At 43.2% G+C, this 21000-nt stretch carries 27 protein-coding genes; 25 read left to right on the forward strand and 2 right to left on the reverse strand.

Going from position 1 to position 21000, the window contains the following annotated elements:
• The first annotated feature begins 11 nt into the window (after positions 1–11).
• The 8 genes from MFMK1_RS03875 to MFMK1_RS03910 all read left to right on the forward strand — a co-directional run bounded on the left by MFMK1_RS03875 (position 12) and on the right by MFMK1_RS03910 (position 6949).
• Positions 12–803, forward strand: coding sequence for a phage antirepressor (locus tag MFMK1_RS03875; RefSeq protein WP_366923852.1), 792 nt, complete (start codon positions 12–14; stop codon positions 801–803).
• Between the two features lie 2 nt (positions 804–805).
• The gene (locus tag MFMK1_RS03880; protein WP_366923853.1) at positions 806–1222 is read left to right on the forward strand and encodes a DUF7768 domain-containing protein; all 417 of its coding nucleotides are present in this window, start codon (positions 806–808) and stop codon (positions 1220–1222) included.
• A complete protein-coding gene (locus tag MFMK1_RS03885) occupies positions 1219–3564 on the forward strand; it encodes a virulence-associated E family protein (protein WP_366923854.1) in 2346 nt (781 codons plus the stop codon). Before MFMK1_RS03880 ends, MFMK1_RS03885 begins: the two co-directional genes overlap by 4 nt.
• A gap of 265 nt (positions 3565–3829) precedes the next feature.
• A complete protein-coding gene (locus MFMK1_RS03890; RefSeq protein WP_366923855.1) occupies positions 3830–4111 on the forward strand; it encodes a VRR-NUC domain-containing protein in 282 nt (93 codons plus the stop codon).
• The gene (locus tag MFMK1_RS03895) at positions 4092–5447 is read left to right on the forward strand and encodes an SNF2-related protein (protein ID WP_366923856.1); all 1356 of its coding nucleotides are present in this window, start codon (positions 4092–4094) and stop codon (positions 5445–5447) included. The genes MFMK1_RS03890 and MFMK1_RS03895 overlap by 20 nt, the downstream gene beginning before the upstream one ends.
• Entirely contained in the window at positions 5447–5881 is a 435-nt protein-coding gene (locus tag MFMK1_RS03900; RefSeq protein WP_366923857.1) for a DUF1492 domain-containing protein, read from the forward strand. The genes MFMK1_RS03895 and MFMK1_RS03900 overlap by 1 nt, the downstream gene beginning before the upstream one ends.
• Positions 5882–5985: 104 nt before the next feature.
• A complete protein-coding gene (locus tag MFMK1_RS03905) occupies positions 5986–6339 on the forward strand; it encodes an HNH endonuclease (protein WP_366923858.1) in 354 nt (117 codons plus the stop codon).
• Between the two features lie 67 nt (positions 6340–6406).
• A complete protein-coding gene (locus tag MFMK1_RS03910; protein ID WP_366923859.1) occupies positions 6407–6949 on the forward strand; it encodes a hypothetical protein in 543 nt (180 codons plus the stop codon).
• A 324-nt stretch (positions 6950–7273) separates the two neighbouring features.
• On the opposite strand, the gene MFMK1_RS03915 is transcribed toward MFMK1_RS03910, so the two are convergent.
• Positions 7274–7792: a hypothetical protein gene (locus tag MFMK1_RS03915; protein WP_366923860.1), complete on the reverse strand. Its 519-nt coding sequence runs from the start codon at positions 7790–7792 to the stop codon at positions 7274–7276.
• Between the two features lie 729 nt (positions 7793–8521).
• On the opposite strand from MFMK1_RS03915, the gene MFMK1_RS03920 reads away from it, so the two are divergent.
• The 5 genes from MFMK1_RS03920 to MFMK1_RS03940 all read left to right on the forward strand — a co-directional run bounded on the left by MFMK1_RS03920 (position 8522) and on the right by MFMK1_RS03940 (position 13116).
• Complete coding sequence (locus MFMK1_RS03920) at positions 8522–9751, forward strand: site-specific DNA-methyltransferase (RefSeq protein WP_366923861.1); 1230 nt, start codon at positions 8522–8524, stop codon at positions 9749–9751.
• Between the two features lie 65 nt (positions 9752–9816).
• Complete coding sequence (locus MFMK1_RS03925; protein ID WP_366923862.1) at positions 9817–10128, forward strand: DUF6329 domain-containing protein; 312 nt, start codon at positions 9817–9819, stop codon at positions 10126–10128.
• Positions 10129–10232: 104 nt separating this feature from the next.
• Positions 10233–10997, forward strand: coding sequence for a virulence-related protein (locus MFMK1_RS03930; protein ID WP_366923863.1), 765 nt, complete (start codon positions 10233–10235; stop codon positions 10995–10997).
• A gap of 99 nt (positions 10998–11096) precedes the next feature.
• Positions 11097–11579, forward strand: coding sequence for a phage terminase small subunit P27 family (locus MFMK1_RS03935; protein ID WP_366923864.1), 483 nt, complete (start codon positions 11097–11099; stop codon positions 11577–11579).
• Positions 11572–13116, forward strand: a complete 1545-nt coding sequence (locus MFMK1_RS03940) for a terminase large subunit (protein WP_366923865.1) — start codon at positions 11572–11574, stop codon at positions 13114–13116. The genes MFMK1_RS03935 and MFMK1_RS03940 overlap by 8 nt, the downstream gene beginning before the upstream one ends.
• A gap of 1 nt (position 13117) precedes the next feature.
• Here the strand turns inward: MFMK1_RS03940 and MFMK1_RS03945 are convergent, their stop codons facing one another.
• A complete protein-coding gene (locus tag MFMK1_RS03945) occupies positions 13118–13525 on the reverse strand; it encodes a hypothetical protein (RefSeq protein WP_366923866.1) in 408 nt (135 codons plus the stop codon).
• Between the two features lie 224 nt (positions 13526–13749).
• Here MFMK1_RS03945 and MFMK1_RS03950 point away from each other — a divergent pair, with 224 nt between their 5' ends.
• The 12 genes from MFMK1_RS03950 (at position 13750) to MFMK1_RS04005 (ending at position 20999) form a co-directional block, all read left to right on the forward strand.
• Complete coding sequence (locus MFMK1_RS03950) at positions 13750–14052, forward strand: hypothetical protein (RefSeq protein ID WP_366923867.1); 303 nt, start codon at positions 13750–13752, stop codon at positions 14050–14052.
• Between the two features lie 216 nt (positions 14053–14268).
• Positions 14269–14733 (forward strand): hypothetical protein, encoded by a 465-nt coding sequence (locus MFMK1_RS03955; protein ID WP_366923868.1) that lies wholly within the window; start codon positions 14269–14271, stop codon positions 14731–14733.
• Between the two features lie 6 nt (positions 14734–14739).
• Positions 14740–15753 carry a type II TA system antitoxin MqsA family protein gene (locus tag MFMK1_RS03960; RefSeq protein ID WP_366923869.1) on the forward strand — a complete coding sequence of 338 codons (1014 nt, stop codon included), beginning with the start codon at positions 14740–14742 and terminating at the stop codon, positions 15751–15753.
• Between the two features lie 107 nt (positions 15754–15860).
• Positions 15861–17090, forward strand: a complete 1230-nt coding sequence (locus MFMK1_RS03965) for a phage portal protein (protein ID WP_428846287.1) — start codon at positions 15861–15863, stop codon at positions 17088–17090.
• Complete coding sequence (locus tag MFMK1_RS03970; RefSeq protein ID WP_366923870.1) at positions 17087–17797, forward strand: head maturation protease, ClpP-related; 711 nt, start codon at positions 17087–17089, stop codon at positions 17795–17797. The genes MFMK1_RS03965 and MFMK1_RS03970 overlap by 4 nt, the downstream gene beginning before the upstream one ends.
• Positions 17790–18983, forward strand: coding sequence for a phage major capsid protein (locus MFMK1_RS03975; protein ID WP_366923871.1), 1194 nt, complete (start codon positions 17790–17792; stop codon positions 18981–18983). The genes MFMK1_RS03970 and MFMK1_RS03975 overlap by 8 nt, the downstream gene beginning before the upstream one ends.
• A 10-nt stretch (positions 18984–18993) precedes the next feature.
• On the forward strand, positions 18994–19215 hold the full coding sequence (locus MFMK1_RS03980) for a Head fiber protein (RefSeq protein WP_366923872.1): 222 nt from the start codon (positions 18994–18996) through the stop codon (positions 19213–19215).
• 21 nt (positions 19216–19236) lie between these two features.
• Complete coding sequence (locus MFMK1_RS03985; RefSeq protein WP_366924863.1) at positions 19237–19512, forward strand: head-tail connector protein; 276 nt, start codon at positions 19237–19239, stop codon at positions 19510–19512.
• Positions 19512–19838 carry a phage head closure protein gene (locus tag MFMK1_RS03990; protein WP_366923873.1) on the forward strand — a complete coding sequence of 109 codons (327 nt, stop codon included), beginning with the start codon at positions 19512–19514 and terminating at the stop codon, positions 19836–19838. Before MFMK1_RS03985 ends, MFMK1_RS03990 begins: the two co-directional genes overlap by 1 nt.
• Positions 19831–20238: an HK97-gp10 family putative phage morphogenesis protein gene (locus MFMK1_RS03995; protein ID WP_366923874.1), complete on the forward strand. Its 408-nt coding sequence runs from the start codon at positions 19831–19833 to the stop codon at positions 20236–20238. Before MFMK1_RS03990 ends, MFMK1_RS03995 begins: the two co-directional genes overlap by 8 nt.
• Positions 20235–20612: a tail completion protein gp17 gene (gene gp17 / locus MFMK1_RS04000; RefSeq protein WP_366923875.1), complete on the forward strand. Its 378-nt coding sequence runs from the start codon at positions 20235–20237 to the stop codon at positions 20610–20612. The genes MFMK1_RS03995 and gp17 overlap by 4 nt, the downstream gene beginning before the upstream one ends.
• Positions 20613–20615: 3 nt before the next feature.
• On the forward strand, positions 20616–20999 hold the full coding sequence (locus tag MFMK1_RS04005) for a phage tail tube protein (RefSeq protein ID WP_366923876.1): 384 nt from the start codon (positions 20616–20618) through the stop codon (positions 20997–20999).
• The last annotated feature ends 1 nt before the right edge of the window (position 21000 follow it).

A 21000-nucleotide genomic window follows, 5' to 3' on the forward strand; every position in this document is an offset into this window, starting at 1 on the left:
GAGGCTTTGATATGAAAGATTTAAAGGTTTTTAGTTACGAAGGCAGCGCAGTTAGAACTGTAGTGAAAAACGGAAGCCCTTGGTGGGTGCTCAAAGATGTTTGCAGTGTACTGGACATTGGAAACAACCGCGATGTTATGGCCCGCCTGGACAGTGATGAAAAGGGAGTCGATATTATCGACACCCCTGGTGGAAGACAAGAAGTATCTATTATCAATGAAAGCGGTCTTTATAGTGTCATATTGGTTTCTCGAAAACCGGAGGCCAAAAATTTTAAGCGTTGGGTAACCCACGAGGTTCTCCCTACTATTCGAAAGCATGGGCTCTACGCAACAGACGAGTTGCTTGCCAATCCAGATTTTCTAATTAAGGCATTACAGGAGTTAAAGGCGGCAAGAACAAAGAACGCTGAACTTACGACTGCCATAGGTATTCAAGAACAGCAGATTGCAGAGATGAAGCCCAAAGCAAGCTACTACGACGTGGTGCTTAATTGCAAGGATGCGGTATCCATCACTACCATTGCCAAGGACTATGGAAAATCCGGTCGCTGGTTCAATGAATACCTGCATAATCTTGGCGTTCAATTTAGACAGGGTAAGATTTGGCTTCTGTATCAAAAATATGCCCGTCATGGATATACGACTACGAAAACCCATACGTACCCCGGAAATGATGGAACGATGCATTCTAAAGTACACACCTACTGGACTCAAAAAGGGCGATTGTTCATTTATGAGCTTCTAAAGGACCATGGCATGCTACCACTGATTGAACAAGACTCTGATGATGAGGTGGAGTAGTTATGGACAAGTACAATGCAGAAGGTTATCCAGATCCCACAGCAGCAGAAGCTTTGGCTAATGTGGCACTAGAGGAAAAGAAGCAATTCCGTCGGCTCGTTTATGTCTGCTCCCCTTTTGCGGGTAACATTGAACACAACATCAACCGTGCGCGTGGCTATTGCAGGTATGCAGTCAACAAGGAGTACATACCCCTTGCGCCGCACCTTCATTACCCGCAGTTTATGGACGATGAGGATCGCGAACAGCGCGAACTTGGACTATTATTCGCTCTCATCCTGCTCTGTAAATGCGATGAGGTATGGGTCTTCGGTGGCAGGGTGTCGGGCGGCATGGCTAGGGAGATCAGTAAAGCGAAAAAGAGGGGCATTCCCATCAGATACTTCACCGAAAAATGCGAGGAGGTGCAGGAAATATGAAAATAGCGGTTGGCAACAGCCGTATGGATAAGAAATGGAAGAACAAAGACATCACCTGGGAGGACTTCACTGCCCGCGTTAGGACAACCATCCGGACAACCGAAACGGTATCCGAGTTTCGCAAGATGAGTCGCGCTCAACAGGATGCTATCAAAGACGTGGGCGGCTTTGTAGGCGGTGCCCTGCGTGAAGGCAAACGCCGAAATGGTTATGTGCTTTGCCGTTCTCTACTTACCCTTGATATGGATTATGCAAAACCTGGAGTCTGGGATCAGATAGAGACACTGCACGATTTTAAATGTTGTATCTATTCTACCCACAAAAACACCCCCAAGTTCCCTCGACTAAGGTTACTTATACCACTGGCTCGCGAGGTCAGTGAAGATGAATACCCGGCTCTTGGACGAATGGTAGCGAAGGAAATAGGCATTGATTTCTTTGACGATACCACCTATGAACCATCCCGTTTGATGTATTGGCCATCAACACCTTCAGACGGAGAGTTTGTTTTTGAAGAAAAAGAGGGGCCTCTACTTGACCCTGATGTATACCTTTCCTATTACGAAGATTGGCGGGATACCTCGATGTGGCCGGTATCCTCTAGGCAGTCAGAAGTGGTTCAGCGCAAGATCACCAAGCAGGCGGATCCGCTCGCCAAAGAAGGCGTCATCGGTGCATTTTGCAGAGCCTATACTACGGAAGAAGCTATTGACACGTTCTTACCAGATGTTTACGAGCCAAGTGCAATGAACGGTCGCTTTGACTATATCCCAGCGGACTCATCAGCCGGGCTGGTGGTTTACGATGGAAAATTCGCATACAGCCACCATGCGACAGATCCTGCAAGTGGCACCCTGCTCAATGCATTCGACTTGGTTCGAGTGCACAAATTTCAAGATCTCGATGAAAAGGTATCCATCAATACTGCGCCAAGCAAGCTGCCTTCCTTCAAAGCCATGACCGATTTTGCTTTGAAAGATGAGCGGGTGAAGGAGCAATTTGCTGAAGAAAGAAAAGCACAGGCAGAAAGTGAGTTTGTTGATGAAGATTGGGAAAACCAACTGGAACTCGATAAGACCGGTACCGTTAAAAACTCACTTCGAAACCTGATCTTAATTTTAGAAAACGCTTCGGACCTGAAAAGCATTGTATATAATCAGCTATCCGACAGCCTTGAAATTAAAGGAGACGTGCCTTGGCCTCACCCATCTAAGTTTTGGCGTGATGCGGATGATGCACAGTTAATCAGCTATATTGACACGCTCTACGGAACTTTCTCTGCAAGAAACTACGATGTAGCGGTAGCGAAGGTCGCCGATGATCGCTCATACCATCCCATCAGGGAGTTCATTGAAGCATTACCAGAATGGGACAGAGTTCCCCGTGTGGACACCCTCTTGATCGATTATCTGGGTGCAGCTGATAACCCCTATGTACGCTCGGTAACCAGAAAAACGCTTTGTGCTGCTATTACCCGGGTGTTAACCCCGGGAATCAAGTTTGACTCCATGTTGGTGCTTAATGGCCCGCAGGGTGGAGGTAAAAGCACACTTATTGCTAAGCTTGGCGGCGAATGGTTTTCCGATTCACTCAGCCTTTCAGACACAAAAGACAAAACCGCCGCTGAGAAGCTGCAGGGGTATTGGCTACTGGAGATCGGAGAGCTCGCCGGACTTAAAAAGGCTGAGGTGGAAACCCTTCGCAGTTTCCTATCACGCCAGAACGACATCTATCGCGCCAGCTTCGGGCGCAGGGCAACCCCTCACCTCAGGCAGTGCGTCTTTTTCGGCACCACCAATGCGGAAAAAGGCTACTTAAGAGACTCGACAGGTAATCGCCGCTTTTGGCCGGTAAAAACCCCGGGAAGCAGCAATAAACAATCTTGGCAGCTTACCCAAGAAGAAGTCCTGCAGATATGGGCAGAGTCGCTTACTTATGTCAAAACCAATGAAAAGCTCTACCTGGATGTTAGTCTTGAAAAGCTTGCTAAGGATGAGCAGCGGGAAGCGATGGAGTCTGATGAGCGAGAAGGGCTGGTCCGGGACTACTTGGACATGCTCCTGCCGGAGGACTGGGACAGCATGGACTTATATGAACGCCGGGCTTTTATTAACGGTACAGAATTCGGTGAAAGTAGACGCATGGGTGTATGGAAGCGTGAATCCGTCTCCAATATGGAGATATGGTGTGAATGCTTTGGGAAAGATCGAGCCAATCTCCGCCGGATGGATGGCAACGAAATTTCAGCAATTATGGCAGGTATCGGTGGTTGGAGTGGCCTTGTGAAAAAAGAGCGAATTCCGCTATACGGGCCACAGTGGCTTTACGTTCCCAAGGCATGAAAAAATTTGGTTCACTTGGAACAAGTGCATTCTGGGGACAGAATAGTTTGGTTCCGATGAACCAAAAAACATCTTTCGGTACACCACATCGGAACAGGCGCCAGCCCCTTATAAAATGCGTTGCCTAATACCCTGTGTTCCTATGTTCCGAAGATTACTATTAAAAATAATAGTAAAGAAAGAGAGAGATAACACACATGCAGACGCGTATATACGCGCGTATAGGGTTTTTTCGGGACTAGGAACACAGTTTTATGGAGGATATATGAGAGAAAAAACTGTAGAGCAAAAACTGATCAGAGCGGTAAAAGACATGGGCGGCCTTGCACTAAAGTTTATATCACCTGGTTTCGATGGAATGCCAGACCGCCTGATTCTACTGTCTTATGGAAAAATAGCTTTTGTGGAAGTGAAAGCCCCAGGAAAGAAAATGCGTCCTTTGCAGGAAAAACGAAAAAGACAGTTGGAGTCACTTGGGTTTTTGGTTTTCTGTATAGATGGACCAGAACAGATTGGAGGGATCCTTCATGAAATACAGACCACATGAATACCAGGTCTATGCAACAGACTATATCCTCTCCCATCCCGTTGCAGCAGTTCTGCTTGATATGGGGCTTGGTAAGAGCGTTATCACGCTGACTGCTATTTTTGACTTGACACTGGACAGCTTTCTCGTCCGTAAGGTGTTGGTCATTGCCCCACTTAGAGTAGCAAGGGATACCTGGCCAGCCGAGATTGAAAAATGGGATCATTTGCAGGGCTTGACATACAAGGTCGCTGTGGGCTCGGAAAAGCAAAGGAAATCAGCTCTCCTACAGAAAGCACAGGTGTATATAATCAACCGGGAGAATGTTGAGTGGCTCGTTCACCGAAGCGGCATTCCCTTTGACTTTGACATGGTGGCCATCGATGAGTTGTCTTCCTTCAAATCCCACCAGGCTAAGCGGTTTAAGAGCTTGCTGAAAGTCAGGCCCAAAGTAAAAAGGATTGTAGGCTTGACCGGCACGCCTTCCTCAAATGGACTAATGGATTTGTGGTCAGAGTATCGGCTCTTGGATATAGGGCAGCGGTTAGGAAGATTTATCGGTAAATACCGCGATAACTACTTTGTGCCGGATAAGCGTAACCAACAAGTGGTGTTTTCCTATAAGCCAAGACCTGGAGCAGAAGAAGCAATCTATCAGCTGATTTCTGACATTACCATCAGTATGAAGGGTTCTGATTATCTCAAACTGCCGGAACTGCTACTAAACGAAGTGCCTGTCCGGCTATCGGAAAAGGAAATGGAAACTGTCAAAACCCTAAAACGAGACCTTATTGCTACAATCAAAGGCGAAGAAATCACAGCATCAAACGCAGCTGGGCTATCCGGCAAACTTTTGCAGATGGCAAATGGTGCCGTGTATGACGATGATGGTGCGGTGATACACATTCACGACCGTAAGCTAGACGCTTTGGAGGATCTAATCGAAGCAGCCAATGGAAAGCCTGTCCTAATAGCCTATTGGTTTAAGCACGATATTGCCCGAATCAAAAAGCGGTTTGCAGTGGAAACACTGGACAGTTCTGATTCCATCAAACGGTGGAACAGCGGTGAAATCCCCATTGCAGCAGTCCACCCCGCTTCGGCCGGACATGGATTGAACCTGCAAACTGGCGGATCCACCCTTGTTTGGTTCGGTTTGACATGGAGCCTGGAACTTTATCAGCAGACCAATGCCAGGCTTTGGCGGCAAGGACAAAAGGACACTGTAGTCATTCACCATCTTATAGCTAAAGAAACGATAGACGAGCGAGTGATGAAAGCTCTGAAAGATAAGGACAATACACAAGCCGCACTCATCGATGCGGTCAAGGCTACATTCAAAGGGGGATTGATGTAATGAACGCAAAGGAATATTTATCCCAGGCCTTTCACCTAGACCAGAGAATTAATAGTAAACTTGAGCAGGTGGCTAACCTAAGAGAACTTTCTAGCAAAGCCACTGCTACCATTCATGCCGAGCGAGTAAGCGGTACAAAGAACAGAAGTCCCATGGAAAATGCCGTTGTTAAGTTGGTAGATCTTGAGCATGAGATTGATAGAGATATTGATAAGCTGGTGGATTTAAAACGGGACATCATTAATGTTATTAATTCAGTGAAGCAACCCGAGTATCATCTTTTGCTGGAACTTAGGTATTTGAATTACAAGACTTGGGAAGAAATTGCAGAGCACATGAACTACGGTTGGCGTAATGTCCACTATATTCATGCAAAAGCATTAAAAAAAGTAAAACTGGACATTTCTTTGCATTGTTTTGCACAGTCACCCTAAGATATAATATAAACTGTACAAGAAGCATATAACGCAGGCCCTTGGAGGATGTTCCTTCCAGGGCTTTCTTTATGCACACTTTGATAAGTATGGAGTTGACATAGATGCCAATGAAACCCAAGAAGCCTTGTAAACATCCGGGCTGTCCTTTACTCGCTGACGAAACCTATTGCGAATTTCATGTGCGGCTGCATCAAGGTGACAGACCAAGTGCCAGAGAGCGTGGCTATGGCAATCGCTGGAGGAAAGCCAGTAAGAGGTTTTTAAAAGTTAATCCCCTCTGCAAGTACTGTGAAAAGGAGGGAAAGCTTACCCCTGCTACGGTAGTGGACCACATACAACCGCATCGGGGAGATAAGACTCTCTTTTGGGATGAAAATAACTGGCAGCCTTTATGTAAGAAATGTCATGATCGGAAGACGATGACAGAGGATCGACACCCAAGGTATAGCTACTAGGCATACCAAATAAAGGTAAGATATGCTAGTATTTAAGTAAGGTATTTTACAGTGGGGGAATTAAAGCATGGATATGGCGAAGGCCTTAGAAGCTATTGAAAGAGTAGAACCGGGGTTAGAAAAGTATTTACAAATAATGAAATTGCTGCATAAGGTTGATGTCTCAAAAGACACGCAGTTTCGGAAAAAGTATAATGGCTTTTACCGCATGCGCCAAAGAAAGGCGGAATTTTATAAAGAGTACTATCTGTACATGGAAAGGAATAAATCCAGGGAAGTTACTTTCTCTGAAGTGCTTAAACATTTCTACAACAAATTTGAAAGAATAGAGGCATCTTTTTCTAGCAAGTTAGCAGCAACAATAAATCCCCAATTGCCTGTCTGGGACACATTTGTCCTGCAAAACATCGGTTTTAAAAAACCAGCTTATTCAAGTAAGAATCGACTTGAAAAGACTATCGATATCTACAGCAGGATTAAACATTGGTATGAAGCGTTTATGGTGACTGCTGATGCAGAAAGACTAATCGAACTCTTTGACAACCGATACAAGGACGTTAACGTAAGTGATATCAAAAAAGTAGATTTAGTTTTATGGCAAATGCGTTGAAGATTTACCGACCCCCCAGGAGGCCTGAAATCCCTACAACCCTTGACCTGGGGACCGTCCGCCCCCTTCGCGTAAATTTTCGCGGAATTTAATAAGGGGGGTTATCCTTTAGATGGTGAAAGAGTTATAAAATTCAGTAGCGATAAGACTTTACGACCTCTTGGAATTTGCGATGAGGTTATAAATAAGTTAAATGTATTTGGCTATTATTTTGCGGTTGAAGTAACGGTGCCATTGGAATAAGCTGTAGTACATGGTTTATATGCAGTAGTTAATTTTGCAAAAAGTTTTTTAATTACTTTGAAGCTCCAAAATTGCCTGGACTTATTTTGTTTTATGTGAACTGGAGTTACGGCTAAAAACCTTTGTAAAATAATCAATTCTAGTTTCGATATTTTTTTGTTCTTTTTCCTTATGGTTTAACTTTTCTTTTTGTAAATTTTCCTTTCTGATGACAATATCTTTTTCAAGATCCTCAACTTGGGATAGAATCTCAATGCACCAGGGACCTTGATGAATCCAATTTAAATTACTACTAAACTCTCTATTTTCTTTATCATCATACGTCCGACCATCAAGTAAATTAAACTCAATAGGAGCCTTATAAACAACTAGACACGCATTTCCATTTAATAAAGTAATTGTTATATCTACTATAGTTTCGTCTCCATTAGTACCTCCTTGCTCACAAAACCGTTTCATTATTTCAGCGTTTTCAAGTTTAAGTGCAATGGTTTTCCAGTGGTCATGCAAGGTATATTCACAATTGCTAATCTTATGTATTAAAGCATTGTTTAAAAGATCATTAAGTCTTTTTGCAGATAACTTCGATCTAAAAAACATACTGGATTCAACACCTCCTTCTATTTGTTTAATCGTATGCCAAATCATACAACTTTTATGACATAATGTATAACTGGTAAAAATCTTTTCTTTACGAAATCAAGGGCATAACTAATTAATTTATAATAATATTATTTAAGGTCGATTATATCGAAAGTACTGCACATAATGTAAAAACTGTGCCACTACAGCTGCAAATTTAGATTAAACGAAAGAACGTTTTAAGAAGCTGATATAGAGCTATCTAAGACGTTTTTTTGTTGCCATTTTGAACACAGCACACGAAGAAAGGAGTGCGAGAGATGACGGAAGTGGAAAAGCAGCAAATTCATGACCTCCGGCTTAAAGGGGTTGGATATAAGGCCATTGCTGCAGTGCTAGGGAAGTCCCGAGATAGCGTTCGTGGCTATTGTAAAAGAAATGGCCTCGATGGGGATTCGAGAGTTGTAGCACTTAACGTTAAAGAAAAAATTAAAAATCATCTCCTCTGCTCCTATTGTGGCAAACCTATTAAACAAAAAGGACGCGGAAGGGTGCGGAAGTTTTGCTCGGAATTTTGCCGGCGGAAATGGTGGAGAGAAAATCCCCAAGCAAGGAACAAAAAGGACACAGCAACCTATCAATATACTTGCCCGCATTGCGGCAAGGAGTTTAGCTGCTACGGGAACAAGAAACGAAAGTATTGTTGCCATGACTGCTATATCAAATCAAGATTTTGGAGTGAAGAAGATGGAATTTAAAAAACTAAAAATAGATGATATGATTCCCGCTGGTTACAACCCAAGGAAAAAACTTAAGCCGGGTGACAGCGAGTTTGAAAAGATTAAGAACAGCATAACTGAATTCGGTTATGTTGATCCCATTATAGTTAATAGGGATATGACGGTGATTGGTGGACATCAACGGATTACCGTTTTAAAGGAATTGGGTTATACAGAGATTGATTGTGTGGTAATCGACATTGATAAAACAAAGGAAAAAGCTCTGAATGTGGCCTTAAATAAAATTAGTGGCGAGTGGAATAAAGAGCTGCTGGCTGATCTGATTAAGGATTTGCAGTCTCTGGATTATGACGTTTCCTTCACCGGTTTTGACCCACCGGAAATTGATCAGCTTTTCAATGAGATCCACGATAAAGAGATTGAGGAAGACGACTTTGACGTAGATGAGGAGTTGGCCGAACCGGCGATAACAAAAAAGGGTGATGTGTGGTTGCTTGGAAGGCACCGACTTGTGTGTGGGGATAGTACCGACTCAGAGATTCACCGGGTGCTTATGAATGGGCAGAAAGCCAACCTGGTAGTAACGGACCCGCCATATAATGTGAATTACTCTGCCCAAGCCGGCAATATTAAGAACGATAACATGAGGGGTGAAGAGTTTTACAAATTTTTGCTTAAAGCCTTCACCAACGTAGCTGCTTATATGGAAAAGGATGCATCCATCTATGTTTTCCACGCGGATACCGAAGGCTATAACTTTAGAAAGGCCTTCAAAGATGCAGGCTTTTACTTATCCGGTGTTTGTATCTGGGCCAAGCAGAGTCTTGTTCTTGGCAGGAGCCCGTACCAATGGAAACACGAACCTATTCTTTTCGGATGGCTAAAAGAGGGTAAGCATAACTGGTATACCGACAGAAAACAGAGTACCATCTGGAACTTTGATAGGCCGTCAAAGAATGAACTTCATCCGACTATGAAACCGGTGGCTCTTTGCGCCTATCCAATCCAAAACAGCAGCATGAGCAATTGCATTGTCCTTGACCCTTTCGGTGGTAGCGGCTCTACCCTTATTGCCTGTGAACAAACAAACCGAATTTGTTATACGGTAGAGCTGGATGAAAAATACACCGATGTCATTGTAAAGAGATTTATTGAGCAAGCCGGTTCAGATGCTGGGGTCTTTCTTGAACGAGATGGTAAAAAAATATCTTATAAAGATGTACCAAAACCAGAATAAACCCTTGCTAAATCTTGTGTTTAGAGTGATATATAGAATACCACAAAACACAGGAGGTAATGAGAATGAGAGCACTTTTCGGAAGAAAAATGGCAAGCCTTGAAGAACTCATGGAGGCTACCAGACAAGCAAAGAAAGAGGGATTTACTGGATCAACTTATGAGGTAACAAAGGAGATTACACTTAACGATTATGCTTTTCAGGAATTCGTAAAGGACCTGCTTGAAGACCAACCTTGGATTGAGAAAGACGATGGCGGTTCAAATCAAAACGGGGAGATAAGGTGCATCAGGGTGACAAATCTTGATACCGGCGAGCGGGTGCTAGTAAACAGCGAAGGTTATGATTACCCAAGGTATACGGCCATTGAAGAATGAACAGAAGCGGGCTTAGCGGCCTGCTTTTTTGATTAGAAACATCTTGCTATTTCCTGTGTTTAGAGTGATATATAGACTACCAAAACACACAGGAGGGATAAAGAATGGATAGAAAAGAAATGGTGAAAAAGCTGAGTGAGTTCCTAGGGGTAAAACATAAGTACTTAGGAGCGCCCAGTTTTGCTTATGAAGTTGCGGCAGGAGAAAAGATCTACACCATTGACAGGCAGGGAACCATTACAACTGCAGGTGGGAAGATTACAACTTTGGAAGAGATTTTGCAGGCAGAGCAGCCCGAAGAAACGGGTACACCAGAAGGTAATGAAGATAAACCAGAACTCATTGGCTTTGACGGTTGTGAAGTCAAACTACCCCTCGAAGGGCACACCGGGGTGACATTACAAAACATCGTGAACATGCTTGCCAGCAAACAACACCTCATCATGAAGGCTTTTAAGTTGACGGAGGAATTGTTGGATAAGACCTTTGCAGAGGATTTAAGCTCGAAGGAAATTAGTACGATAGAAGATTTTAAAACAGCCCTCATGGAACTGGGGCCAGAAAGATGCCAAGGCTTAACTTTTGATTTTGAACAAGAGACCCTTACCTTTAAACTGGCAGCGGAGAACTTGGATGCTGATAAGATAGCTGCTTTTCAAGACCTTATAGCATTTATCAACCAAACTGCCCAAAAGCTAAAACGCTCATCTTTTAAACCAACCCAAGATGACAATCCCAAGTATGCTTTTAGAACTTGGCTAATTCGGTTGGGGATGAACGGTAAGGAGTATAAAACCACTAGGAAGGTGCTGCTTGTTAACCTTGAGGGCAGCGGGGCTTTCAGGAAAGTGGATATGAAAGATGAGTAATACAACCATAAAGTATTAGGGGTTAATTTTACTCGGAATTGAGTCTATCAGAAGATAGGCTCTTTTTCTTATGGCGGTTTTGGAGAGGAGGTGATACCTGTGGCCCAACGTGGAAGAAAACCAAAACCCACCGCAATTAAAGAACTAGAAGGTAACCCTGGAAAAAGAGAGCTTAATCAGAATGAACCTAAACCGGAAAAGAAAGCGCCAAGATGCCCAACATGGCTGGAACCAGACGCGAAAAAGGAATGGCGTAGGATGGCCAAGCAACTGGAGCAGCTAGGTATACTTTCAGAAGTTGATATGGCTGCCTTTGCTGGATACTGCCAAGCTTATGCAAGGTGGAAAGAAGCGGAAGAGTTTATCACTAAACATGGAACCATTGTTAAAACGCCCTCCGGGTACTGGCAACAAGTGCCCCAGGTATCCATCGCCCAGACCTACTTGAAGATTATGAACCGATTCTGTGAGCAGTTTGGGTTAACACCTTCTGCCAGAAGCAGACTTGTTACGGATAAGTCCGGTGATGCGGATGATCCGATGGAGCTGGTGCTCTTAAAAGGCGGTGGTAAGGGTGCATGATGAGAGAAAAGCACAGCATGCCGTCAACTTTATCAACTGCTTAAAACATACAAAAGGCCAATGGCGAGGCGTGCCTTTCGACCTTCTGCCTTGGCAGGATAAAATCATCCGGGATGTGTTTGGTACGGTGAAGGAAAACGGCTACCGGCAATATAACACCGCCTATATTGAAATTCCCAAGAAGAATGGTAAAAGTGAGATGGCAGCTGCGGTTGCATTACTCATGACCTCTGGTGATGGTGAGTGGGGTGCTGAAGTATATGGTTGTGCTTCGGATAGACAACAGGCCTCCATTGTATTTGACGTTGCTGTTGATATGGTGGATCAGTCCCCCGCCCTTAAGAAGAGATTTAAACCGGTGATGTCTGTGAAGCGTCTGGTCTATAAACCGACAAATAGCTATTATCAGGTGTTGTCTGCAGAAGCGTTCACCAAACATGGACTTAACGTTCACGCGGTTGTCTTCGATGAATTACACGCGCAACCGAACCGGGACCTATATGATGTGATGACAAAAGGCTCTGGCGATGCAAGACTTCAACCTTTGTTTTTCCTAATAACCACAGCAGGAACAGATAGGCACTCCATCTGTTATGAGGTGCATCAAAAGGCAGTGGATGTCCTGGAAGGAAGAAAAATTGACCCCACTTTTTACCCAGTGATTTTTGGGATTGACTATGAGGCTGACTGGTCCGATGAGAAAAACTGGTATAAAGCTAATCCATCTCTAGGCCATACCATTGATATAGAAAAAGTTAGAAATGCTTATCTTAGCGCAAAAGAAAATCCTGCGGAAGAAAATCTTTTCAGACAGCTGAGGCTTAATCAGTGGGTGAAGCAATCAACCCGCTGGATGCAAATGGAGAAATGGGATGCCTGTAATGAAAGAGCTGATATCGACAAGCTTCAAGGCAGAGAATGTTATGGCGGCCTTGACCTTTCCAGCACCACAGATATTACGGCGTTTGTGCTGGTTTTTCCACCAAGGACAGAAGAAGAGAAATTCATTGTGCTTCCTTACTTCTGGATGCCGGATGACAACCTGAAAGTAAGAGTCAGGCGGGATCATGTGCCCTATGATATTTGGGAGAAGCAGGGCTACATCAAAACCACTGAAGGAAATGTCGTCCATTACGGCTTTATTGAGGCTTTCATTGAAGACTTGGGGACAAAGTATAACATTAAGGAAATTGCTTTTGATAGATGGGGTGCTGTGCAGATGGTGCAGAACCTTGAAGGGATGGGTTTTTGTGTGGTTCCCTTTGGACAAGGTTATAAGGATATGTCGCCACCTTCGAAAGAACTGATGAAACTGACCCTTGAAAGGAAAATTGCTCATGGGGGTAACCCGGTTCTAAGATGGATGATGGACAATATCTTTGTAAAAACCGACCCGGCTGGTAATATAAAGCCTGACAAAGAAAAAAGCACCGAGCGTATTGACGGTGCTGTAGCTCTTATTATGGCCTTGGATAGGGCTATAAGGAATGAAAATAGAGAAAGTGTTTATGATGGGAGAGGGATTTTGGTGCTATAAACTAAATCTGTTCAATCCTTCTGACTACTCTCATGGTAGCCGGTCCTGTTTTAGCATAGGTCATGGCTGAAGTGACAAACCTTGCGTTATAACTTTTAGGAATGTCTTTCTGAGATTTCGTTAAATAACCGAAGGGTTCAAGGACAATACGTACCATCGTTCCGAGTGCCTGCTTAGTAAAATTATCCCTTAAGTCAAAGGTGGGAAATGCTTGGCTTAAGTAATAATCTTCAACTTGTTCCAGGCAAGCGCATAATGCAGGCTTTCCTGCTTCACTAGCATCAATCATTACAATAATGTTTTGATCATCAGAAAGGATCTCATTAAAGATATGGATTGCTTCTGCATTGCCTTTAAATTTCTTGTAGTTGGGAGCTTTCCTAATGAAGTCGTTAAAAGTTGCTTTCATAAATAAAACCTCCTCATATTATAAGTAGTTTCAGTTATCTGAAACACCATAACTAAAATACCATATTATTGGAAAAAGCACAATAGAATTTACAAAAAAAATAAAACTTTCTCTACGATAGAAACAGGGCCGTAAGATTTTTCGATAATTGACGTATGTAAACTATCAAATTGCTAAACCGGGTTACCAAATATTGTGATATAATCCCCTCTAGGGGTGATGATATGAGAAATGATGCGTTTTCTGATTGGCTAGTGTATGTGGATGGTAGGGATAAAAGACAAACCAGCGATAATTTATCAAGAGTGAGACGTGTGGAAGAAGCGCTTACAGAGCATTTAAAGCGAACGATAAATCTAGATGACGAGTACAACAAGGACCGATGTAACCTAATACTTGAGACAATATCCTTCGAGTGTTCAGAGAAAATAGTAGAAACTGTCAATCTTCCCAAGGACAAAAATGGGTTATCAAGTTTAAGGACAGCAGTAAATAAATATGTTAAATTTTGTGACACGAAAAAGTAAGATTACCGCTCTTATGGAAGGGCGGTTTTTTTCATAAGTTTCGGAATACGACCCTAAATGCTAGAATTTGATAAATTCTGACACCGATAACGCCAAGGGGCTTCCTTTTCAAAATGCTTTATGAGATAATTACTTTGGCTTTGGCATATTTAACCAGGAAATATCGGTATCAATTGATACCAAAAAAATTGACAAAGGAATTTTGGGAGTGTTATAATGAAGAAAAGCGAAGCACATGAAGAAAAAAGAATAGAAAGAAAAGCGGACATCTCAACGTATATAGATCGATTACAATATGCAATAAACAGCGGTAATGCTAAGGTTCAGTTTCAAAAAGATCGTAAGGTAGATGAACGCAGGGATAAAAAATACACAAACCGGTATACTATGCTAACCCTATTTCCAGATGAAGATGAAGTAGAAGTTATGAAAAGAGAGCTAGAACAGCTAACTGTAGAGGACTATATTGAAACAGTTAAAGATAAAAGATATCCAAAGCGATCAGAAATGACAGTATTCGGCAAAAAATATTCTGATGAAGATGTCTATATAAAAATTAGAGTAGAAATTCTAGATGCGATTGCTGCTGGCGGCGATAACCATATCTTTGTTATGTCGTTCCATTTTGCTGAAGAGAAGTTTGTGGATGATGATTTTCCTTATAGGAAAAAACAGGGGTGAATGAAAATGGAAACTTTAAGAAGCGAGCACAAACTCTGTTTGAGTTGTATGGAAGAACATGATGTAAGTATTGTTGAAATTGAGGAGAAAGAGATTTTTAAGGGCGGCGAGGTAGAAATCACATCCATCTATGAATATTGCTCTAACACGGATGAATTGTTGGAAACAGAGGATATGATTAGAGCAAATAACCTTGCTGTAAAAGATGCTTATAGAAAGAAAATGGGTTTATTAACCTCCAGTGAGATCAAGAATTTAAGAGAAAAGTACGGAATTAGCCAAAAAGACTTTTCTGAAATCCTTGATTGGGGAGGAGCCACAATAACACGATATGAAAACCATCAAGTACAGGATAGAGCTCATGATGATGTTTTAAGAAAAATTGACTCGGACCCCAAATGGTTACTGGATATGCTTAAAAGAGCAAAAGATAGATTATCAGAAAAAGCTTTTGCTAAATATTTTCATGAGGCTAATGAAGAATACAATAAAAGAAAGAACCAATATCTTATAGACGCAATCTATGCAATTTATGCCGACTTTGAAGAAGAAACTGTGCCTGGCTCTATGGAACTAAGGCTTGATAAAGTTGTTGAAGTCATTAATTATCTTGCCCAAAGAGTTAGTAATCTTCACAAGGTGAAACTTATGAAGATGTTGTGGTACTCAGACATATTAAACTTTAAAAGGCATGGAAACGCAATAACAGGTCTTGCGTATAGTGCATTACCTATGGGCGCTGTACCAGAGGGGCATGACCAAATTGTAAAGTTAGAAGGAGTCAGTTTTGATATCGTTTTATATGACGAAATTGCCTATAAATTTAAGCCGACTCCAGGTTTTGAAATTAAGAACCTTTCAGATGATGAGATTGCTTCAATTGATAAGATTATTAATGAATTCGGGGAACTTACCACTCCACAAATTGTAAAAAAGATGCACGACGAAGAGGCGTACAAAAACACACCAAAGAATTGCGTAATTCATTATTCGTTCGCAGGGAGTCTTTCAATTGAGTAACAAATTAATTCAAGGACGGTTAAAGTAAGTTAGACTATCCAACCGCATGTTATTTAGCATCTCAATATGAGGTGCTATTTTCATGCCCATTTTTAGGAGGAAAGTGTATGAAGATACCCTTTTTGTCAACGTTATTCCAGTCAAGAGCCAGCCCGAAAAACAGCTTATGGCCAAGCACCTATAGCTTCTTCTTTGGCAGCGCCACAAGCGGAAAAGCAGTAAATGAAAGAACTGCCATGCAGACCACTGCAGTATATGCCTGTGTTCGGATACTGGCAGAAACCATAGCAAGCCTGCCGCTTCATATATATAAACACACCGATAGCGGCAAGGAAAAAGCGGTGGGTCACAACCTATATTACAAGCTCCACGATGAGCCAAACCCAGAGATGACTTCATTTGTGTTCAGAGAAACACTGATGAGTCATCTTTTATTATGGGGAAATGCCTATGCACAGATTATCAGAGATGGCAGAGGAAATATCTTAAGCCTCTTTCCCCTGCTCCCTGACAAAATGACGGTGAACCGCACTTCTAAAGGCGAGCTTTACTATCAATACCAAACAGAAACCGGCACAGCAATCCTTAGAAGCGAAGAAGTCCTTCATATACCGGGGCTTGGCTTTGACGGTCTGGTGGGATACTCCCCTATCGCTATGGCTAAAAACGCTATCGGGATGGCCATTGCCACAGAGGAATATGGAGCTAAGTTCTTCGCTAACGGGGCCAGCCCCGGCGGAGTTTTAGAACATCCCGGGGTGGTGAAAGACCCGGCAAAAATCAGAGAAAGTTGGAACACAGTTTATCAGGGAAGTGCTAATGCGCACCGCATTGCAGTCCTAGAAGAAGGGATGAAATTTCAAAGCATTGGCATTCCGCCTGAGCAAGCGCAGTTTTTGGAGACGAGGAAATTTCAGACGGAGGAAATCTGCAGAATCTTTAGAGTTCCTCCCCATCTTGTGGCTAGCCTTGACAAGGCGACTTTCAGCAACATCGAACATCAGTCTATTAGCTTTGTAGTGCATACCATAAGACCTTGGTTGGTAAGGATCGAGCAATCCATAAATAAAGCACTGTTTAGCAAAGCGGAAAAAGGTAAATATTTTGCTGCCTTTTTAGTGGAGGGCCTTTTAAGAGGAGACTACACTTCCAGGATGCAAGGCTATGCTGTGGGAATACAAAACGGTTTCTTAAGCCCAAATGACGTAAGAGCTTTGGAGAATATGAATGCAATTGAGCACGGAGATGTTTATGCCATGAATGGAAATATGCTTAAGCTTGAAGATGTTGGTGCATACGCAAATAAGAATACCGGAGGATTGGAGGGAGATAAGTGAATAAAAAATTTTGGAATTGGGTCAAGGATGAGGACGGAAGAACCCTTTATCTTGACGGAGTCATTGCTGAAGAGACCTGGTTTGGCGATGAGGTAACACCTAAACAGTTTAAAGCAGAACTATTAGATGGTACCGGTGATATTACCATCTGGATTAATTCACCTGGGGGTGACGTCTTCGCAGCAAGTCAAATATACAACATGCTGATGGAATATAAGGGTGAGGTTACAGTGAAGATTGACGGGATTGCAGCTAGTGCCGCGTCGGTTATTGCTATGGCTGGCGGTGAGGTGCTGATGTCCCCTGTTTCCATGATGATGATCCATAACCCCATGACCATCGCCTTTGGAGATGCAGGGGAAATGGAAAAGGCCAAGGGTATGCTCAGTGAGGTGAAGGAAAGCATCGTCAACGCTTATGAACTGAAGACCGGTCTTTCAAGGGCAAAGCTTTCACACCTAATGGATGCTGAAAGCTGGTTTAATTCGAAAAAGGCAGTGGAGCTTGGCTTTTGTGACGGCGTCATGTTCGCAAAAGAAAATGATCAAGCATCACCAGAGGAAGGAATGATTTACAGCCAAATGGCAGTCGTCAATTCATTCTTAAATAAACTGCCGCAAAAGACAAAGAAAACTGGAACAGATATCACACAACTTGATAAGAGGCTTGGCCTCTTAAAACCTAAAGGGGGAAACCATAATGAGTAAAATTTTAGAGCTGCGTGAAAAAAGAGCAAAGGTTTGGGAGCAGGCTAAAGCCTTTCTCGATTCCAAAAGAGGAGAAGATGGTTTAATCTCTGCAGAAGACACGGCCAATTATGAAAAGATGGAAGCAGAAGTGGTAAGTCTCGGTAAGGATATTGACAGATTAGAAAGACAGCAGGCCCTTGATTTAGAGCTTGCAAAGCCAGTTAATCGCCCGATCACTTCAAAACCCGGTGGAACAGATGAACATAAAACCGGGCGAGCAACCGATGAATACAAAGAAGCTTTCTGGAGAGCCCTAAGAAACAAGAATAGCTTTGATGTGCAAAACGCCCTGCAGATTGGAACTGATTCTGAAGGAGGCTATCTGGTTCCAGATGAGTTTGAAAGAACCCTGATCCAAGCTCTTGAAGAAGAGAACATTTTTAGATCCCTAGCCAAGATCATCACCACATCTTCCGGGGATAGAAAAATTCCGGTTGTCGCTTCTAAAGGGACAGCATCCTGGGTGGATGAAGAAGGACCAATTCCAGAATCAGACGATGCATTCACCCAAGTATCCATAGGCGCTTACAAACTTGCCACTATGATTAAGGTGTCAGAAGAACTCCTTAATGATAGTGTTTTTAATTTACAGGCATATATTGCCAAGGAGTTTGCCCGCCGTATTGGCGCTAAGGAAGAAGAAGCCTTCTTTATTGGCGATGGAACTGGAAAGCCGACCGGTATTTTCAATGCTACCGGCGGTGCAGAACTTGGCGTGACTGCAGCTTCTGCCACAGCCCTTACAGTGGATGAAGTGATGGATCTGTTCTATAGCCTCAAATCGCCCTACCGCAAAAGAGCTGTCTTTGTAATGAACGATGCAACGATTAAGGCCATCAGAAAGCTAAAAGACGGTAGCGGCCAGTACATTTGGCAGCCTTCAATTACAGCGGGTCAGCCGGACACCATCCTGAACCGCCCGGTGAAAACTTCTGCTTATGTGCCGACGATTGCAGCATCGGCTAAAACAATAGCCTTTGGTGACTTTGGCTACTACTGGGTGGCAGATAGACAAGGCAGGTCCTTCCAAAGACTAAATGAACTTTATGCCGCAACAGGTCAGGTTGGATTTAAGGGCAGTCAGCGAGTGGATGGAAAGCTAATCTTAGCTGAAGCCATTAAAGTGCTGCAGCAGAAAGCGTAGGTGAAATGTAATGAGTAATGTTAAAAACTATACCGAGCAGGGCGGAGAGAAAACGGTTATCGGTGGAACCCTTGAAGTGGCCACTGGCGGGAAACTAGCCTTTAATGGCATAGAGCTAAAGCCTGCAGCACTGCAAGCGGACAGTGTAGCAGCAACAGTAGCGGACTTAGTTACTGATTTTAATGCTCTGCTTGCAAAGCTAAAAGCGGCAGGACTGATGGCTTCAGAGTAATAAACGGAGGGGAGCGTATTGGTGGTTACACTTGAGGACACAAAAGCTTGGTTAAGAGTAGACTCAGCCGATGAGGATGCGCTCATCGAAAGCTTCATTGCTACAGCGGAGGATATCGTAGAAGGTATCCTCCGTTTTCCATTAAGCGACTATGCCGGTGTGGTGCCTGAACCAGTTAAACACGCCATCTATTTTGCAGTTTCCAAGCTATATGAGGAACGAAACGAGTTGAACACAACAGAGCTGACAGATGTTTTAAGAACACTACTATTTGCCTACAGGGAGGTGGAATGGTGATGAGGATTGGCAAACTGAGGCACCGGGTCACCATTCAAGAATATGTCGCTTCAAGGGATAGCTTTGGCGCTGAGAATCCGGAATGGATTGATCTCAAAACGGTATGGGCAAATGTCTCACCTGTTTCGGGTAAGGAATATTTTGCTTCCCAGCAGCTAAGCGCAGAGATAACTACAAAAATTATGATGCGTTACCGGCCAGGGATCACGCCGAAAATGCGTGTGATTTTTGATGACAGGATATTTGAAATCATATCGGTCATTAATCTTGAGAGTCAAAATATCGAGCTTAACCTCATGTGCAAGGAGGAGGTTCAAGGTGGCTAAAAGAGCCAGGGTAAGAAAGCTCAAGACGCATATCGAGGGTATGGACGAGGTCATAAAGCAGATGGAAGAAATGGGTGATGCGGCTACTGAAGTATTGGATAAAGCGTCTAAAGCCGGTGCGGATATTGTGCTTTTTGAAGCCAAGCAGAGGGTTCCGGTGGATACTGGCAGGCTTAAAGAGAGTCTGATACTGAAAAAGAGTAAACTCAAAAAAGCGCACATTAAAAGCCAGTACTATGTGACAAAGAAAGGCAGAGTAAAGTATTTTGCTCCGGTGGAGCTAGGAACCTCCAAGATGAAAGCGCAGCCTTTTTTAAGACCGGCTGTTGACAAAAACATGAGAAAAGTAGCCAGAACAATTAACGAGGAAATCTTACAGGCGATTGGGAGGATAAAATGATGCGGCTGGAAGAAGCGGTAAGCGCGCATTTGCAACCGAAACTGAATAACAGGCTCTATCCTTTCCTGCTGCCGCAAAACATACTACTGCCGGCCGTTGTTTATCTACCGGTATCGGTGGAAAGGCTGCGCAGTCTTGTCGAGGATTCAGGCTTCATCAAGCAAAGGCTACAGTTTTCCTGTTACGCCACAAGTTACAAAGAGGCTGTCCAAACAGCGAGAATTATCCAAAGCGAATTACAAAACTTTAACGGACCGATGGCTGGACTTAGTATCGGTAGTGTTTTGTTAATGGAAGAAATAAGCGATTATGAACCAGATACCGAGATATATTCGGTATCTTTTGAATTTGAGTTTCAATTTGAGGAGGGATAACCCATGGCCATTGCAGGCAAAAGCGGAAAACTGGGGCTGGGTGTAAGTACCGTAGTGGATGTGAGCAGTTGGTCTCTTGATCTGGGTGTTGATACACTTGATGTGACCGCCCTGGGTGATGATTGGAAAAAGTTTATCGCAGGCTTAAAGGAGTGGTCAGCCTCGGCAGATGGGTTTTATTCGGTGCATACCGATGCCACCGGACAGAAAGCACTGCAGGATGCCTATTTAAATAGCACCGAGGTATCACTCAAGCTGTATGTCAATGCAACTAACTACTATTCAGGAAACGCTTATATTTCAGGACTGTCGGTGGAAGACCCGGTGGACGATACGGTGAGCATTTCCTTTGAATTTCAGGGAACTGGTCCACTGACCTACAATTAAG

This window comes from Metallumcola ferriviriculae, from assembly GCF_035573695.1.
Classification (GTDB): domain Bacteria; phylum Bacillota; class JADQBR01; order JADQBR01; family JADQBR01; genus Metallumcola; species Metallumcola ferriviriculae.